The sequence below is a fragment of the Silicimonas algicola genome, from assembly GCF_003148765.1.
In the GTDB taxonomy this organism is placed as follows: Bacteria; Pseudomonadota; Alphaproteobacteria; order Rhodobacterales; family Rhodobacteraceae; genus Silicimonas; species Silicimonas algicola.
Window position 1 is genome coordinate 26,733 of the sequence record NZ_QGGV01000003.1, and the last position, 16,979, is coordinate 43,711.

Here is a 16,979-nt window from a genome sequence, read left to right on the forward strand (position 1 = left end):
CCTGCGATTGGCAGGAACGCCCCAACCCCAGGAGGAACGTCATGCGCCTGTCCCGCCGGTCCGAGGTCGATCCCTTCATCGTCATGGACGTGATGGAAGCCGCCACACGCGCCGAGGCGGAAGGGCGACACATCATCCACATGGAGGTAGGTCAGCCCGGCACGCCCGCACCTAAAGGTGCGCGCCGTGCGCTGGCGCAGGCGATGGAGGCGGGGTCGCTCGGCTACACCGTGGCTCTAGGCCTGCCCGAGTTGCGGACGCGCATCGCGGCTCTCTACGGCACGCGTTACGGCGTCGATCTCGACCCCGCCCGCGTCATCGTCACGGCTGGGTCCTCGGGCGCCTTCCTTCTCGCCTTCACCGCGCTCTTCGACGCGGGCGACCGCGTCGCTCTGGGTGCGCCGGGATATCCGTCCTATCGCCAGATCCTGTCGGCCCTGAGTCTCACGCCGGTCGATATCCGGACGCGGGCCGAGGATCGCTTCCAGCCGACGCCCGACCTTTTGCCGGATGACGTTCAGGGTCTCATCGTCGCCTCACCGGCGAACCCCTCGGGAACCATGCTCGACCGTCCCGCGCTTGCCGCCCTGATCGACGCGGCCGCCGCGCGAGGGGCCGCCTTCGTGTCGGACGAGATCTATCACGGCCTCGAATACGACCGTCCGGCGGTTTCGGCGCTTCAGATCACCGATGACGCCTATGTCATCAACTCGTTCTCGAAGTACTTCTCGATGACCGGCTGGCGGGTCGGTTGGATGGTGGTGCCCGAGGCGCATGTCCGCACCGTCGAACGCCTGGCTCAGAACATGTTCATCTGCCCGCCCCATGCAAGCCAGGTGGCGGCGCTGGCGGCGATGGATTGCGAGGACGAACTCGAGGCCAACGTGGCCGTTTACCGTCGCAACCGCGCGCTGATGCTCGAAGGTCTGTCCGAGGCGGGCTTTACCGATCTCGCGCCGCCTGACGGAGCTTTCTACATCTACGCCGACGTCTCCGGCCTGACGCAGGACAGCAGAGCCTTGGCCGCCGAGATCCTCGACAGCGCCGGAGTCGCCGTGACGCCGGGCCTCGATTTCGACAAGGGCAGGGGTCACGCGACCCTTCGATTCTCCTACGCACGCTCGACCGAAGACATCGAGGAGGGTCTCCGCCGCCTTCACGACTTCATGACAAGACGTCGGGTCGGCGGTTAGCCGCTTTCGCCGGAGGCGCTTTTGCGCTATCCAGAGCCGAAACGACAAGACCGGGGCCATGGGTAGCTTTGTAAGAATTATCGTCGCCATGGCGGCCATTTTTGGCGCGTGCCTGAGTTCAGGCTCTGCTGCTGTGGCCGATGGCGTCGTGGCTGAGGTCTTGGCCCCCGGCGTCACCATCGCGGACGAGGCGGGCAAGGTCGCGATCACCATTCCCCTTTCGATATCAGTGCCCTGGAGGGTGACGTTGGCGGATGGACCGCCGCGCGTGATCGTCGAGTTCGGCGACGTGGATTTGACCGAAGTGCCCGCAGCAGCCTCTGTCGCCATCGGCGAAATTACGACGGAACATCACGCGCCGGGATGGTCCCGGATGGTGGCTGTCCTCCGCGAACCCCTGGACGTCGACACGGCCGAGATGACGACCGCGGACGACGGATCGGCTATCCTCTCCGTCATGCTGATCCCGGCGACGGCCGAGACCTTCCGTACCCAGGCCGACCCCGCCAACGTCCCCGGTCCCCTCGTCACCAACCCCGAGGCCCGTCCGATGATCGCCATCGACCCGGGTCACGGCGGCTTCGATCCCGGTGCCGAGATCGAGGTCTTTCGCGAGGCCGACCTGACGCTTCAGTTCGCGCGGAAGCTGCGCGAGCAACTCATGTCCACCGACCGCTTCGACGTGGTCCTGACGCGGGAGGACGATGTCTTCGTCTCGCTCGACGACCGTCTGGATATCGCGCGCGAGGCGGGGGCCGACGTGTTCCTGTCGTTTCACGCCGACGCGCTCGATGACGCCTCGGGCGAGGCGTCGGGCGTCACGGTTTACCGGCTTTCGCCCGAAGCCGCCGGCAACGCGGACGAGGAACAGGCCGAGCGGCACGGCGCCGCGAACATGCTGGGCGGCGTCGATCTGAACGGCGCGGGCGACGACGTGTCCGTGGCGCTTCTGGAACTCGCGCGGCAGGACACGACGCCCAGGACCGACGCCCTGTCGGCAGCCCTTGTGTCGGCGTTCCGGTCGGCGGAACTGGCGGTCAATTCGCACCCCGAGCGAACCGGCGACCTGGCCGTCCTGAAGGCATCAGAGATTCCGTCGATCCTGATCGAATTGGGTTTTCTGTCCTCGAAGGCCGACCGGGCGCGGCTTGCCTCCGAGAAATGGCAGCACGAGGCGGCGGTGGCGGTCAGGAACGCCCTTCTCCTGTGGGAGGATGAAGACCGCCTGCGCCGCGACGCCCTGCGCCGTTAGAAGCCTTCTTGTGGGCCGAAACCCGCGCGGAGCCCTTTTGACCCGGACCACTCCGCGCCATATACAGGATCGACAGGCAAAGGTGCGGCGACGGTGACCCGGTTCTTCTTCTCTTTTCTAGGCGCGATATTCTCGCTCGTGACGCTCGGCCTTCTGATGGTCGCGCTGGTCGGCGGGGCCGTGTTCTATGTCTACGGCCGCGATCTGCCGGACGTGGCGCCCCTGGCGAACTACCAGCCGCCTACGCTGACACGCATCTATTCGCCCGAGGGGCGGATCATCGACGAATACGCAGCGCAGCGCCGGATCTACATTCCCTACGACGAGATCCCGGACACGGTGAAGAACGCCTTCATCTCGGCCGAGGACAAGCGGTTCTGGACCCACGGCGGTTTCGATATCCAGGGGATTGCGGCGGCCCTCTACGAGGCCGCGCAGACCCGCGGCGAGTCCGTCCGCGGCGCCTCGACCATCCCGCAGCAGGTGGCGAAGATCATCTACTTCGGCAGCGAGCGGGCCATCGAGCGCAAGATCAAGGAGGCGATCCAGGCGTCGCGCATGGTCAAGGAGATCGGGCGCGAGAAGATCCTCGAGATCTATCTCAACGAAATCTTCCTCGGCCAGAACGCCTACGGTGTCGCGGCCGCCGCTCAAACCTACTTCAACAAGTCCCTGACCCAGCTCAACGCGCAAGAGGCGGCATACCTCGCGGCGTTGCCGAAGGCGCCCTCGACCTATCACCCGGTCACCGCCGAAGAGCGCGCCGTCGCGCGCCGGAATTTCGTGCTGACCGAGATGTACGAGAACGGCTACATCGACGAGCCGACCTACGAGGAAGCCCGCGTGGCGCCGCTTCTGACCGTGCAGGCCGGAGACCGCGAGGCTTTCGCGGCGAAGCTGCCGGCGCGGGACTATTTCACCGAGGAGATCAGCCGCCAGCTCACGCGCGATTTCGGACAGGAAGGCTTCAAGGCCGCCGGCCTGACGATCCGGGCGACGATCGACCCCGAGATGCAGAAGATCGCTGCCGCAGCGCTGCAGGAGGCGCTCGAGGAATACGACCGCGCGCAGGGCGAATGGCACGGCACCGTGGCGACGCTGGAGCCCGAGCAGCTGACCGACGCCAAGACCTGGCGTGCGGCGCTGGAAGAGATCCCGAAGCTCGCCCGCGACGTCGAAAGCTGGTTTCCCGCCGTGGTGCTTGAGGTCGGCGAAAGCGCGGCCCGGATCGGGGTCGAGGCTTGGGCCGACGGCGCCGACGGCCACTGGATCACGCCGGACGACGTGAAGTGGATCCGCAAGGCCCGCGTGGCAGGCGATGTTCTGAACGTCGGCGACGTGATCCACGTCCGCCACGATGGCGGCAGCCCCGACGACCCGGTCTTCTCGCTGCGGCAGGTGCCGGGCGTGCAGGGCGGCTTCATGGCGATGGACGTCAACACCGGCCGCGTCATCGCGATGCAGGGCGGCTTTTCCTACCAGGTGTCGAACTTCAACCGTGCGACGCAGGCGCTGCGCCAACCGGGCTCGTCGTTCAAGCCCTTCGTCTATGCGGCGGCCCTGGATTCGGGCTTCACGCCCGCGACGATCATCGTCGACGCGCCGATCGAGGTCGACGTGGGCGGCGGGCGGGTGTGGCGTCCGAGGAACGCCTCGAACCGCTTCTACGGGCCGACGCCCCTGCGCACCGGGATCGAGCGGTCGCGGAACCTGATGACGGTCCGTCTGGCCGAAGAGGTGGGAATGCCGACCGTCGCGGGCTATGCCGAACGCTTCGGCGTGTACGACCGGATGGACCCGTTCCTCGCCAACTCTCTGGGAAGCCAGGAGACGACGCTGTTCCGCATGGTCTCGGCCTACGCCATGTTCGCCAACGGCGGCGAGCGGGTCGAGCCCACGCTCGTCGACCGGGTGCAGGACAGGTGGGGCACCACGATCTATCGCCACGATCAGCGTACCTGCGAGGAATGCGGAGTCGAGGATCTGGCGGCCGGAAAAACCCCGCGCATCATCACCAACGGCAAGCGCGTGATGAACCCGATCACGGCCTACCAGCTCACCTCGATGATGCGGGGCGTCGTCGAGCGTGGAACGGCGGCGGGGCAGGTCAACCTGGGTGTTCCCACGGCCGGCAAGACCGGCACCACCAACGACGCCCGCGACGTCTGGTTCGTCGGCTTCACCTCGACCATCGCGGCGGGGTGCTATATCGGTTACGACCAGCCCCGGGCTCTTGGACGCGGCGCGTCGGGAGGCGAGTTCTGTGCGCCGGTCTTCCAGAACTTCATGAAGAAGGCCGTCGAGAAGTACGGCGGCGGCCGCTTCGAGATTCCGCCCGGCGGGCACTTCATCAACATCGACCGCTACAACGGTGCGCGGCTTCCCGACAATGCGAGCGGCGAGAACGTGGTGGCGGAGTACTTCCGCGAGGGCGAGGAGCCGGTCTTCGGCATCGCCTTCGACGGCGGTTTCGCCATGGGGGCAAACCTGCCGCTCTACACCGAGGAAGTCTCGCGCGCGACGCGCCAGGTCGAGACCTCGGACGGCGACGTGGTCAACATCCCCAGCCAAGCGACTGCCGGCGAGATTTCGTCGGGCGGGCTGTACTAGGACAGCGCCGCCACGCCGATGAAACGGTCAGGAGGTCTCAGTCGTCCGACTGGGCCTCGCCTCGTTTCATCCCCGAAACACCGAGCGCGAGTGTGGCAGCCATGAAGCCGTCCAGATCGCCGTCCAGCACCCCTTGCGTGTCCGAGGTCTCGTGCCCGGTCCGCAGGTCCTTCACCATCTGGTAGGGCTGGAGGACATAGGACCGGATCTGGTTGCCCCAGCCCGCGTCGCCCTTGTTCTCGTGCGCCTCGGTGATGGCCGCGTTCCGGCGGTCCAGTTCCATCTGGTAGAGCCTCGACTTCAGCGCCTTCATCGCGATGTCGCGGTTCTGGTGCTGCGACTTCTCGGACGAGGTCACCACGATCCCCGTCGGCAGGTGCGTGATCCGCACCGCCGAGTCGGTCGTGTTGACGTGCTGTCCACCGGCGCCAGACGAGCGGTAGGTGTCGATGCGGATGTCGTTGGCGGCGATGTCGATCTCGATGTTGTCGTCGACGACGGGATAGACCCAGACACTGGCGAAGGAGGTTTCGCGCGTGCCCTTGCCGAAGGGCGAGATGCGGACGAGTCGATGCACGCCCGCCTCGGTCTTCAGCCAGCCATAGGCGTTCGGGCCCTTGATCTGGTAGGCGCAGGACTTGATGCCCGCCTCCGATCCGCCGATCTCGTCCTGAAGCTCGACCTTGAAGCCGCGCTTCTCGGCCCACCTGATGTACATCCGCTGAAGCATCTGCGCCCAGTCGCAGGCCTCGGTGCCACCTGCGCCCGCGTTGATCTCGAGGAAGGTGTCGTTTCCGTCCGCCTCGCCGTCAAGCAGCGCCTCGAGTTCGGCTTGGGCCGCGCGGTCGCGAAGCGCCTTCAGCGCTGCCTCGGCCTCGCTCACCACCTCGGCGTCGTCTTCCATCTCGCCCAGTTCGATCAGCTCGACGTTGTCGGACAGCTCTTGCGACATGGCCTTGTAGCGCGTCACGGCGTCGACCAGCATCTGCCGGTCCCGCATCAGGGTCTGCGCGCGCGCCGGGTCGTCCCATAGCTTGGGATCCTCGGTCATCGCGTTGAATTCTTCCAGACGATGCTCTGCCGTGTCCCAGTCCATCCGCTGCGCCAGCAGATGAAGCGACTTCTGGATGGCGGCGACCGTGTTCTCGGCCTCGGCGCGCATGGGACCTCCGGGGGGTGAATGCCTGTCGGCGGGTGATACCAACGCGCGGGTGTGGCTTCAAGCACGAGGGGACGGGCGGGTGATCTGGATCAAGGCGCGGTCGCTCCGCGCCGGACAGGACTGAGCGCATGGAGGATACATCGCATCCGTTGGCGCTTCCGGCTTCGCCGATCCCCCAGATCGCGCGGGTGACCGTGCCGGAACTGGTTTCGGCACTGAAGGCCGGGATCTGGGACTTTCGCACCGCACCCCTTTTCGGGATTGCTTTCAGCACCTTCTATGTGGCCGCGGGACTGGCGCTCTGGTGGCTCGGGGCGGGGACCTTTCTCTGGACGCTCGCCTTCGCACTCGGTTTCCCGCTGGTCGCGCCCTTCGCCGCGGTCGGGCTCTACGAGGTCAGCCGCCGGATCGAGGCCGGAGAGCCGCTCGTCTGGGGCCCCGTGCTGTCGGTCGTCTGGCACGAAAGGACGCGGCAGCTTCCATGGGTCGGTGCGATCCTCGCCTTCACCTTCCTGTTCTGGAGCTTCTTCGCCCACATGACCTTCGCGCTCTTCATGGGCCTCGGCGCCATGCATCACGGCCCCCTGACGTTGGAGGCGTTCATGACGCCCGAGGGCCTGACCATGCTGGCGGTGCAGGGCCTCGTGGGCGCAGGCGTGGCCTTCCTGACCTTCGGCATGACCGCGGTGTCGCTGCCGCTTCTGGTCGACCGCGAGATCGACTTCGTGACGGCCATGATCGTCAGCCTGAACACCGTTCGGCACAACCGCGTTGTCATGGGGCTTTGGGCGCTGACGATCGCGGCAGGGCTGCTCGTGGCGATGCTGCCGGCGTTCCTCGGGCTCTTCGTGGCGCTACCCGTCTTCGGTCATGCGACGTGGCATCTCTATCGTCGCGCGCTTTACACGCCCGCGCCCTGAGACACGAAAAAGGCGCCGCGGGTGGCGGCGCCTTCGAACATCCCCAGGGGACGAAGCTTACTTCACGCCGCCTGCCGGGGCGCTCGTGCCCACGCCCATGCCGGGCTTCGGCGCGATGCCGCCCTTCGAGTTCAGCGGGTCTTCCTGTCGCTGGACCGAACCCTCGAAATGGGCGCCGGATTCGATGGCGATGGTCTTGTGGATGATGTCACCCTCGACGCGGGCGGTCGAGGTGAGGCGAACCTTGAGGCCGCGCACCTTGCCGACCACGCGGCCGTTCACGACGACGTCGTCGGCGATGCACTCGCCCTTCACCGTGGCGCCTTCGCCGACGGTCAGAAGATGCGCGCGGATGTCACCCTCGACGTTGCCCTCGATCTGGATGTCGCCGGTCGTCTTGATGTTGCCGGTGATCTGAAGGTCGGCCGAGAGGACCGATGCCGGCGGCTTGGCCTTCGGCGCGGAAGAGGACGAGGAGGGGCTGAAGTCCGAGCTGCTGTTCGACTGGTTCATGACGGGCGCCTTTTCTTCCTTTGCTGCCTCAGTTCCCTGCTTGGGGCCGGGTTCGTTGATTTTGCTCTTAGAAAACATCTCTAGCTGCCTTGATGAATTTCATCGGGTTGAGGGCGTCACCGCCGATCCGGATCTCGTAGTGGAGATGGGTTCCGGTCGACCGTCCGGTGTTCCCCATATCACCGATCAGGTCCCCGCGCGAGACTCTTTGCCCAACCTCGACCCGGATTTTGGAGAGGTGTCCATATCGTGTCTCGTATCCGAAATCATGCCGTATCTTGATGAGGTGGCCATATCCTGACGCCGTTCCGGCGTGCGTCACCACCCCATCGGCGGTGGCAAGGATCGGCGTCCCGGTGCCGCCGGCGAAATCATGCCCCTCGTGCATCCGGCCCCATCGCTTGCCGAAGCCGGATGTCGAGCGGTAGCTGCCCTTGATCGGGAACGAGAACGGCAGCTTCTCGGCGGCGATGCGATAGAGGTTCGCCTCGTCGAGACGTCCCAGCACCTCGTTGGCGCGGTCGGTCAGGGGGTCGGGCTCGGCGTCGCCGCTGGTCGAGAAGACGATCGGGGTCAGAGGGCCGCCCTGGCCCGAATAGCTGCGGCGGACCTGCTCTAGGATCGAATCGGTCGGAAGTCCCACGGCCGAGAACATCTCCTCGATCGGCGACAGCGACGTCGTCACCGCCTCCTCGATCTGGCTGAAGATGCGCTCGTTGCGCTCGGCCTCGAGTTTCTGGTCGAAGGCGACTTCCTGGAGCATCGTCTCGGCCTCGACGACCTTGTCGTTCATCTGGTCGCGCTCTCCCGCCAGATCGCCCAGGGCCGCCGTCATCACGTCCAGCGTCGTCTCGAGATCGCTCATCCGGGTGATGTCGGGTCTCTCGGCCGCGCTCTCGGCGATCTCGGCCAGAAGAAGTTCGGACTGTTTGCGGGCCTCGTCGCGTTCCTTCATCGTCTCGCGCAGCGTGCCGGCGATGACGTCGACGCCGGTTTCCAGTTCACGCCGGCGGTCTTCGGAGGCGAGGAGACGGGACTGCATCGCCGAGACCTCGGCCAGCGCCACCGCGAAGCGCCCCTGCGCGTCGGAAGCCTCGCGCGCTCTCGCGTCGCGTTCGTGGGAAAGCTCGTTCAGGCGCGCCTCGTACACGGCCTGGTCCCGCAGCGCCTGTTCGCGCAGGTCGCCCGCGCCGAGGCTGTGCATGATGAGGATGGCGGACGAGACGATCGTCCAGCCAAGGAGCAGGGCGCTTCCGGCGATGCCGACGAACTGCGTCGCGGGCGAGAGGCGGACGAACCGGGTTTCGGTGTCCGACCTCAGGAAAAGCCTCTGCTCAGGAAATGTGCGCTCCAGCGCACCGCTCAGTCTGGATATCATTGGCAGCGTCACAAGGTCCTGTCCCGTAACCTCGAATGAGGAGCCGGGCCCTGTCCGGCCCTTCACCCCGCGAAAGTCTTAAAGGCTGGGGGGGAGTCAGGCAACCGTGCCTTGCTCCCGCCGCGGAAATGCCGCGATTCAAGCGGAAAGCCGCCGAAAGATCAGTTATTTCCGGCAAGTGGCCAGTAGAAGTCAGGCGGTATTCCGGCCTCGGCGCGCTTTTCCTCGTTGAAGGGCGGCTTCAGCGCTCCGTGGAAATAACGGCGGACAAGATCGTGGAACACGGGCTTCGGATCGAGGTCGCCGCGCCCGCAGAGAAAGTTGAACCACTTCGAGCCGTAGGCGACGTGGCCGACCTCTTCGGCATAGATCGTCTCGAGCGCGGCCACTGCACCGGCATCGCCGGACTTGCGGAAGATGCCGATCATCTGGGGCGTCACGTCCAGACCGCGCGCCTCCAGCACCATCGGGACGACAGCGAGGCGTCCGATCAGATCGTCCGCCGTATCCTCGGCCGCCCGCCACATGCCGGCGTGGGCGGGCAGGGCGCCGTAGTGGCTGCCCTGCGCTTCGAGGCAATCGGCGACGAGTCCGAAGTGCTTTGATTCCTCGTCGGCCGCTCGGACCCAGTCGTCGTGAAAGCCGGCCGGCATGGGAACATGCCCGAACCGCGCGACGAGGTCCCAGTGCAGATCGACAGCGTTCAACTCGATGTGGGCGACCGCGTGCAAGAGCGCCGCGCGGCCCTCGGGGCTGCCCGGCTTGCGCTTCGGCACGTCGCGCGGGTCGAGAAGCTCGGGCCTGTCAGGTCTCGCGGGGCGGTCGGGCGGCGAGGCGGTGCCGACGGGGAGGGTCTCGCCTGCCTCACGCGCCGCGAACCAGCGGGCGGCCTGCGCCCGCGACAGGCGGCACTTCTCGCGCGCGTCCGCCGTCGTCAGGACCTCGACCGCCATCTCCGTCAGCGTCTGTGTCATGGCCGTCCTGTCCGGACCGAGCGGCTCACAGCGCCTTCACGGCGTTCAGAACCTCGTCCGCGTGGCCGTCCACTTTCACCTTGCGCCATTCGCGCGCGACCGTTCCGTCGCCCGTGACGAGAAACGTGGCGCGCTCGATACCCATGTAGCTCTTGCCGTACATCTGCTTCTCGCCCCAGACGCCGTACCGCTCGCAGACGTCGCTCTCGGCATCCGACGCCAGGATCACGCCCAGATCGTACTTGTCGCGGAACTTGTCGTGCTTCTGCACCGTGTCCTTGGAAATGCCGACGACAACGGCGCCGGCGGCCTCGAAATCCGCCGCGCGGGCGGTGAAGGCCTGCGCTTCCAAGGTGCAGCCGCGCGTGTCGTCCTTGGGGTAGAAATACAGCACGACCGCCTTCGGGCGCAGGTCGGAAAGGGTGATCTCGCCGCCTCCGTCGCGGGGGAGCGTGAAGTCGGGCGCGGTCTGTCCGTCGAGGCTCATGGGATGTCCCTGTGTCTTCTGCGATTACAGTTTGGTGTTTTAGTCCGCTTCGGCCCAGAATACACCCCGGACGCAAATGCCGATGGCAGAGAACGACGAGCAGACAGAAGGGACGCAAGACGTCCCGCCGCCGGTCCGCCGGCCGCGCCGCCCGCGTCACGGGCGCGTTGGCCTTGGCATGGTCCTGACCCTGTCTCTGGCCGGGGTCATCTTCACCATCCTCGTCCTGTCCCTGTCAGGCCGGACGATCGCCGTTCCCGACACGATCCGTGCGGGCGTCGAGCGCCGGATCAACGCCCGGCTCGAGGGCACGCCGATTTCGCTGGGCGGGATCGAGGTGGGGGTGGGCCGGGACGGTATCCCGCACCTCTTGATGAACGACATCCGTTTCGTCGACCTTCAGGGCGGGGCCGTGGCGCAGTTGAACCGCATCGGAGCGGAACTGTCGCCCGGCCGTCTTCTGCGCGGAGAAGTCGCGGCATCGAGCCTGTTTCTTTCGGGCGCGCAGATCACCATCCGCCGGACCGCCGACGGCAGCTTCGCCTTTCGGTCCGACCAGGTGGCGGCGGACGAGGCCGAGACGCTTCCCGAACTTCTCGAACGCATCGACCGCATCATGGCCTCCGGCGCGCTGGCCTCGCTTCAGGAGGTGCAGGCGGGCGGTATCGTGCTGACGCTCGAGGATGCGCGATCGGGGCGCATCTGGCAGGCCACGAACGCCACGGCCATCGTGCGGAAAGGCGGTGAGGGGCTGAACCTCTCGGTGGCTTCGGACGTCTTCAACGGCACCGACGACCTCGCCGGAATACAGTTCTCGGTCTCGCGCAACCGGGGCACGGGCCGGGTGTCGCTCGGCTTCACCGTGACGGGCATGCCCGCAGGCGACATCGCGCTTCAGTCGCCCGTGCTGTCGTGGCTCTCGGTTCTCGATGCGCCCATCTCGGGCTCGGTTCGGACCGAGATCGACGAAACCGGGCAACTTCTGTCCTTCGCCGGAACGCTCGACATTGCCTCGGGTGCGCTTCAGCCGACCGAGGAGGTGACGCCCGTCGCCTTCGAAGCGGCGAGGGCCTATTTCACCTTCAACCCCTCGCGGCAGAGGATCGACTTCTCGGAGATCAGCATCGTGGGACCCGAGGGCCGTCTCCTCGCCTCGGGTCACACCTATCTCGACGAGCTTGACGGGCCTTGGCCGCGTGCGTTTCTCGGCCAGTTCCGCGTCGAGGCGCTGGACTACGAGGGCGGCGGCATCTTCGAAGCGCCGGTGACATTGACGGACGTCCGCGCCGACCTGCGCCTGCGGCTCGATCCGTTCACCGCCGACCTCGCGCAGGTTGTCATCGACAACGAGGGCACACCGATCCGTGCGACGGGTCGCGTCGAGGCCCGCGAGGACGGCTGGCACGCGTCGGTCGACGCGACGACCGAGCGCATCGGGTCCGACCGCGTTCTGGCGTTCTGGCCCGTCGAGGTCTCGCCCATCACCCGGAAGTGGCTGTCGCGGAACCTCGAACACGGAACGATGGTCGAGCCTTCGGTGGCGCTGCGCGCCCATACGGCACGGAAACCCGAGATCGAACTCAGTTTCCTGTTCGAAGATGGCAATGCCCGCTTCCTGCCCGCGATGCCGCACCTGACCGAAGCGACGGGGCGAGCCACCCTGCACGACCGCCGCTTCACGCTGGCGGTGGACGCGGGCGGCATGGAGGCCGAGACGGGCGATCGGATCGATCTCGGCGGCTCGGTCTTCCTCGTCCCCGACGTTCGGCCGAAGCCGGTGCAGGGCGAGATCACGGTGGTGGCGAAGGGGCCGATGCAGGGCATGCTGTCCATTCTCGACAACCCGCCGCTTCGGATCATGGAACGCGCCAAGCGCCCGGTCGATATCGCCGAGGCCGAGGCCGATGTGCTGGCCCGGATCACGCTGCCGCTCGTCGACGGCATCAAGGCCGAGGACGTGTCCTACGAGGTCGCGGCGACATTGAGCGACGTGCGGTCCGACAGCCTCGTGCCGGGCCGCGTGCTCGAGGCCGAGACGCTGGAGTTCTTCGCCGACCCCAGGCGTCTCGGTCTGGAAGGCGCGGCAACGCTCGACGGCGTGGCGCTGACCGCGCGCTGGCTTCAGCCGCTCGGCGAGGCGGCGGACGAGGGAGGGACCATCGCGGGCCGGCTCGCGCTCTCGCCCGACACCGTGGAGACCTTCGGCCTGCCGCTGCCCGACGGGTTCCTGCGCGGCGAAAGCGAGGGCGACTATCGCCTGACGCTGGCGCCGGGCGCGCCGCCCGACTTGCTTTTGACCTCGCAGATGTCGGGTCTGACGCTGTCCTTGCCCGCTGTCGGCTGGACCAAGCCCGCGGGCGAAACGGGCACGCTGACCGTCGCCGCCACGCTCGGTGACGTGCCCCGGGTCGACCGGCTGGAACTGGACACCGCCGGGCTGTCGCTGCGGGGCGGTCTGGACTTTGGGACCGAGGGGTTCACGGGCGCGACCTTCACGCCGCTTCGGGTGGGCGACTGGCTGGACGCGACGGTGAGCCTGACGCCCCGAGGCGCAGGGCAATCGCCCGCGGTGGCGCTTCAGGGCGGGACGCTGGACCTGCGCCGCCTTGATCTCGGCGGCACGGGGGGCGGGCGCGGCGGCGGCCCCATCGACCTGGCGCTCGACCGGCTGGTGGTGTCCGACAGTATTTCCCTGACGGGCGTGCGAGGCCGGATCGACCAGACCGCCATCGGACTTTCGGGCGAATTTCGCGGGCAGATCAACGGCGGGGCACAGGTGAGAGGTACGCTGGCCCCCGCCAACGCAGGGACCGCCATCCGCATTCAGAGCGAGGACGCGGCGGGCGTGCTGGCCAGCATCGGACTGACGCCAAACGCGCGCGAGGGGACGCTCGACATCGTCCTGACGCCGGTTGTGGGGGCGCCGTCGGGCACCTACTCAGGCCAGTTCCTGATCGAGCGCATCCGCATCCGCAAGGCGCCGGTGATGGCCGATCTCCTTGACGCGATCTCGATCGTGGGCCTCATCGACCAGCTCGACGGGCCCGGCATCCGGTTCGAGAGCATCGACGGCAGCTTCCGCCTCACACGCGACCGCCTGACGCTCCAGCAGGCGGCGGCGGTCGGGGGGTCCATCGGAATTTCGGCCGACGGGATCTATGACATGGCGTCGAAGCAGCTCGACATGCGCGGGGTGATCTCGCCGGTCTATTTCCTGAACGGGATCGGCTCGCTTTTCACGCGGCGGGGCGAGGGGTTGTTCGGCTTCAACTACCGCATGGCAGGCCCGACGTCGGACCCGTCGGTCAGCGTCAACCCGCTGTCGATCCTGACGCCAGGCGCCTTCCGCCAGATCTTCCGCCGCGCGCCGCCGGGGGGCTGAAGGGTGCGGCTGTCCGACTTCGATTTCGACCTTCCCGAGCGTCTGATCGCGACCCGTCCCGCGCGGCCCCGGTCGTCGTCGCGCCTGCTCGTGGCGACGCCGTCGACGATGACCGACGCGCACTCCATCGACCTTCCCGCGTTCCTGCGACCGGGCGACCGGCTGGTCCTGAACGACACGCGCGTGATCCCCGCCCGCCTGTCGGGAGTGCGGCGCCGGTCGGGCGAGGGTGGGGACACCTCCGCCCGCATCGAGGCGACGCTTCTCGAGCCGCGCGCGGACGGGACGTGGTCGGCGCTTCTGAAGCCCCTGAAGAAAGTCCGCGACGGCGAGGCGCTGGCGTTCTCGCCCGATCTGTCGGCCACGGTCGAGGGCCGCGACGAGGGCACCGCGCGCCTGCGCTTCAACCTGTCGGGCGACGACTTCGACGCGGCGCTGGCCGAGGCCGGCGCGATGCCCCTGCCGCCCTACATCGAAGGGCGCAGGCCGTCCGACGCTCAGGACCGCGAAGACTACCAGACGGTCTGGGCGCGAGAAACGGGAGCCGTCGCCGCGCCGACCGCGTCGCTTCACTTCGACGACGCTTTACTGGCCGCGCTCGCTGCGCGGGGGATCGACCGCAGCTTCGTGACGCTTCACGTCGGCGCGGGCACCTTCCTGCCGGTCAAGGTGGATGACGTGCGCGACCACAAGATGCATGCCGAGCGGGGAGAGATCACCCTGGAGGCCGCCCGAGAGATCAACGCTACGCGCAGCGCAGGAGGACGGATCGTTCCCGTCGGGACCACGGCGCTACGTCTGATCGAGACGGCGGCGGAGGACGACGGCACGCTCGCGGCGTGGCGAGGTGCGACCGACATCTTCATCACGCCCGGCTACCGCTTCAAGGCCGCCGACGCGCTTATGACGAACTTCCACCTGCCGAAGTCGACGCTGATGATGCTGGTTTCTGCCTTCATGGGGGTGGACCGCGTGCGCGAAATCTACGATCACGCCATGCGGAACGACTACCGCTTCTTCTCCTACGGAGATGCCTCGCTGCTCCTGCCGGCGGGCTGAAAACCGACAGAGGTCGTCGCATTCGGGCAAGTCGCGCCCAGTCAGCGCGCGTTAGGGCAGGCAAGACAGAGGGAGGCAGCACGATGCTGCAAGTGATCCGCAGCGCATGGCCGCTGCTCCTCGGCATTATCCTGCTGATGGTCGGCAACGGCCTTCAGGGCTCGCTCATGGGCATTCGCGGCGGGATCGAGCAGTTCTCGACCATCGAGCTGTCGGTCATCACCTCGGCTTATTTCGTGGGCTTCCTGTTCGGCTCGCGCACGGCGCCGGGCCTGATCCGGCGCGTCGGCCATGTCCGCGTCTTCGCCGCGCTCGGGTCTTTCATCTCGGCGGTGCTGATCCTCTATCCGACGATCACCGAGCCCTGGGCCTGGGTCCTGTTGCGCGTCCTTTTCGGCTTCTCCTTCTCGGGCGTCTACGTCACGGCCGAAAGCTGGCTGAACAACTCCTCGACGAACGAAAACCGCGGCAAGGCGCTTTCGCTCTACATGATCGTGCAGATGGTCGGGATCATGGTGTCTCAGGCGCTTCTGAACGTCGCCGATCCGGCGGGCTATGTTCTTTTCGTCATCCCGTCCGTACTCGTGTCGCTCTCCTTCGCGCCGATCCTCTTGTCGGTCACGCCGACGCCAGAGTTCGACACGACGAAGGCGATGAACCTTCGCGCGCTCTACAACACGTCGCCCACGGGCATCGTGGGGATGTTCCTGATGGGCTTCGCCTTCTCGGCGCTCTTCGGGATGGCCTCGGTCTATGGCACGGCGGCGGGCATGTCCGTGGCCGAGATCTCGATCTTCGTCACCGCGATCTTCTTCGGCGGCCTCGTGCTGCAGTTTCCCATCGGCTGGATGTCGGACCGGATGGACCGCCGCAAGCTGATCCTCTTCGCGGGGGTGGGCGGCGCGCTCGGCTCGCTTCTGGGCCTGGCGTTCGGAGGGAGCTTCGAAATGATCCTCGTCGCGGGTTTCATCCTCGGCGGCGTGTCGAACCCGCTCTATGCGCTCATTATCGCCTACACCAACGACTATCTTCCGAGAGACGACATGGCGGCGGCTTCGGGTGCGCTGATCTTCGTCAACGGTCTCGGCGCCATCGCAGGCCCCATCCTGACCGGATGGCTGATGGGCAACCTCGGACCCCCGGGGTTCTGGGTCTTCCTCGCCGCCAACTTCACGCTTTTCGTGGCATACGTCGCCTACCGGATGACGCAGCGCGTCTCGCTCTACGAGGGCGAGGGCGACTATGACGCTGTGACTTATGCGCCGCTGACCCCCTCGGCGACTCCGATCGCGGTCGAGGCCGCACAGGAATTCTATGCCGACAACGCCCCCCCCGAGCAGGACATTGCTGCCTCGCAGGAGGAAAGGGTTGATCGCCAGTGAGGACGTGGTAACGCTCGAAGGCGCCTGGGGAAGAGGCAAGGGTAGGTGACACGCATGGCGAGTCCTGAAGACATTCTGGCCTTCTGGCTGGACGAGACAGGCCCGGAAGGCTGGTACAAGGGCGGCGAGAAGCTCGACGAGACGATCCGCGAGAGGTTCGAGGCCGACTGGAACCAAGCAATGCAGGGCGCACTGTCGCTGTGGCTGACCTATGCTTCGGGAACGCTGGCCTACATCATCCTGACCGACCAGTTCTCGCGCAACATGTACCGGGGCACGGTCAAGGCCTTCTCGTCCGACCGGCTGGCGAAGTCCGCCAGCAAGGTGGCGATCTCGAAGGGCTGGGATCTCAAGATCGACGAACCCGCGCGTCAGTTTTTCTACCTGCCGCTCGAACACTCCGAGAACCAGGAAGACCAGGACCGCGCCGTCCGTCTGTTCTCGACGCGGATGCCCGAATCCGCCGAAAGCCTGCTTCACGCCAAGGCGCACCGCGAGATCATCCGCCAGTTCGGCCGCTTCCCGTTCCGCAACGAGGCGCTGGGCCGCGAGTCGACCGAGGCCGAGCGCGAGTTCCTCGAAAGCGGGGGCTACGGGCGCATGGTCGAGAAGCTGCGGGCGAAGAGCGCCGCCTGACGTCTTCGGTATGGCGGGTATTCCGACATGG

Annotated in this window: 13 protein-coding genes; 8 read left to right on the top strand and 5 right to left on the bottom strand. The window is 66.9% G+C overall.

All coding sequences use genetic code 11. The features are described 5' to 3' along the window. The first annotated feature begins 41 nt into the window (after window positions 1-41). The 3 genes from C8D95_RS07525 (at window position 42) to C8D95_RS07535 (ending at window position 5,055) form a co-directional block, all read left to right on the top strand. Window positions 42-1,193, top strand: coding sequence for a pyridoxal phosphate-dependent aminotransferase (locus C8D95_RS07525; protein WP_109758571.1), 1,152 nt, complete (start codon window positions 42-44; stop codon window positions 1,191-1,193). 58 nt (window positions 1,194-1,251) lie between these two features. Continuing rightward, window positions 1,252-2,445, top strand: coding sequence for an N-acetylmuramoyl-L-alanine amidase family protein (locus C8D95_RS07530; RefSeq protein ID WP_109758572.1), 1,194 nt, complete (start codon window positions 1,252-1,254; stop codon window positions 2,443-2,445). A gap of 93 nt (window positions 2,446-2,538) precedes the next feature. Then, the gene (locus C8D95_RS07535) at window positions 2,539-5,055 is read left to right on the top strand and encodes a penicillin-binding protein 1A (protein ID WP_109758573.1); all 2,517 of its coding nucleotides are present in this window, start codon (window positions 2,539-2,541) and stop codon (window positions 5,053-5,055) included. Between the two features lie 37 nt (window positions 5,056-5,092). Here C8D95_RS07535 and prfB read toward each other — a convergent pair whose 3' ends face one another. Further along, on the bottom strand, window positions 5,093-6,217 hold the full coding sequence (gene prfB, locus C8D95_RS07540) for a peptide chain release factor 2 (protein ID WP_109758574.1): 1,125 nt from the start codon (window positions 6,215-6,217) through the stop codon (window positions 5,093-5,095). 128 nt (window positions 6,218-6,345) lie between these two features. Here prfB and C8D95_RS07545 point away from each other — a divergent pair, with 128 nt between their 5' ends. Continuing rightward, entirely contained in the window at window positions 6,346-7,137 is a 792-nt protein-coding gene (locus C8D95_RS07545; RefSeq protein WP_109758575.1) for a DUF2189 domain-containing protein, read from the top strand. 57 nt (window positions 7,138-7,194) lie between these two features. On the opposite strand, the gene C8D95_RS07550 is transcribed toward C8D95_RS07545, so the two are convergent. The 4 genes from C8D95_RS07550 to C8D95_RS07565 all read right to left on the bottom strand — a co-directional run bounded on the left by C8D95_RS07550 (window position 7,195) and on the right by C8D95_RS07565 (window position 10,489). Then, complete coding sequence (locus tag C8D95_RS07550) at window positions 7,195-7,728, bottom strand: bactofilin family protein (RefSeq protein WP_109758576.1); 534 nt, start codon at window positions 7,726-7,728, stop codon at window positions 7,195-7,197. Beyond that, complete coding sequence (locus C8D95_RS07555) at window positions 7,718-9,028, bottom strand: M23 family metallopeptidase (protein WP_109758577.1); 1,311 nt, start codon at window positions 9,026-9,028, stop codon at window positions 7,718-7,720. Before C8D95_RS07555 ends, C8D95_RS07550 begins: the two co-directional genes overlap by 11 nt. A 161-nt stretch (window positions 9,029-9,189) precedes the next feature. Then, entirely contained in the window at window positions 9,190-10,002 is an 813-nt protein-coding gene (locus tag C8D95_RS07560) for a ferritin-like domain-containing protein (RefSeq protein ID WP_109758578.1), read from the bottom strand. A 25-nt stretch (window positions 10,003-10,027) separates the two neighbouring features. After that, window positions 10,028-10,489: a peroxiredoxin gene (locus tag C8D95_RS07565; protein WP_109758579.1), complete on the bottom strand. Its 462-nt coding sequence runs from the start codon at window positions 10,487-10,489 to the stop codon at window positions 10,028-10,030. Between the two features lie 82 nt (window positions 10,490-10,571). Here C8D95_RS07565 and C8D95_RS07570 point away from each other — a divergent pair, with 82 nt between their 5' ends. The 4 genes from C8D95_RS07570 to C8D95_RS07585 all read left to right on the top strand — a co-directional run bounded on the left by C8D95_RS07570 (window position 10,572) and on the right by C8D95_RS07585 (window position 16,948). After that, a complete protein-coding gene (locus C8D95_RS07570; protein ID WP_164721621.1) occupies window positions 10,572-13,871 on the top strand; it encodes a YhdP family protein in 3,300 nt (1,099 codons plus the stop codon). Between the two features lie 3 nt (window positions 13,872-13,874). Then, on the top strand, window positions 13,875-14,930 hold the full coding sequence (queA, locus tag C8D95_RS07575; protein WP_109758581.1) for a tRNA preQ1(34) S-adenosylmethionine ribosyltransferase-isomerase QueA: 1,056 nt from the start codon (window positions 13,875-13,877) through the stop codon (window positions 14,928-14,930). Between the two features lie 83 nt (window positions 14,931-15,013). Then, window positions 15,014-16,312, top strand: a complete 1,299-nt coding sequence (locus C8D95_RS07580; protein WP_109758582.1) for an MFS transporter — start codon at window positions 15,014-15,016, stop codon at window positions 16,310-16,312. Window positions 16,313-16,366: 54 nt separating this feature from the next. Next, the gene (locus C8D95_RS07585; RefSeq protein ID WP_109758583.1) at window positions 16,367-16,948 is read left to right on the top strand and encodes a DUF924 family protein; all 582 of its coding nucleotides are present in this window, start codon (window positions 16,367-16,369) and stop codon (window positions 16,946-16,948) included. Window positions 16,949-16,979: the final 31 nt, after the last annotated feature.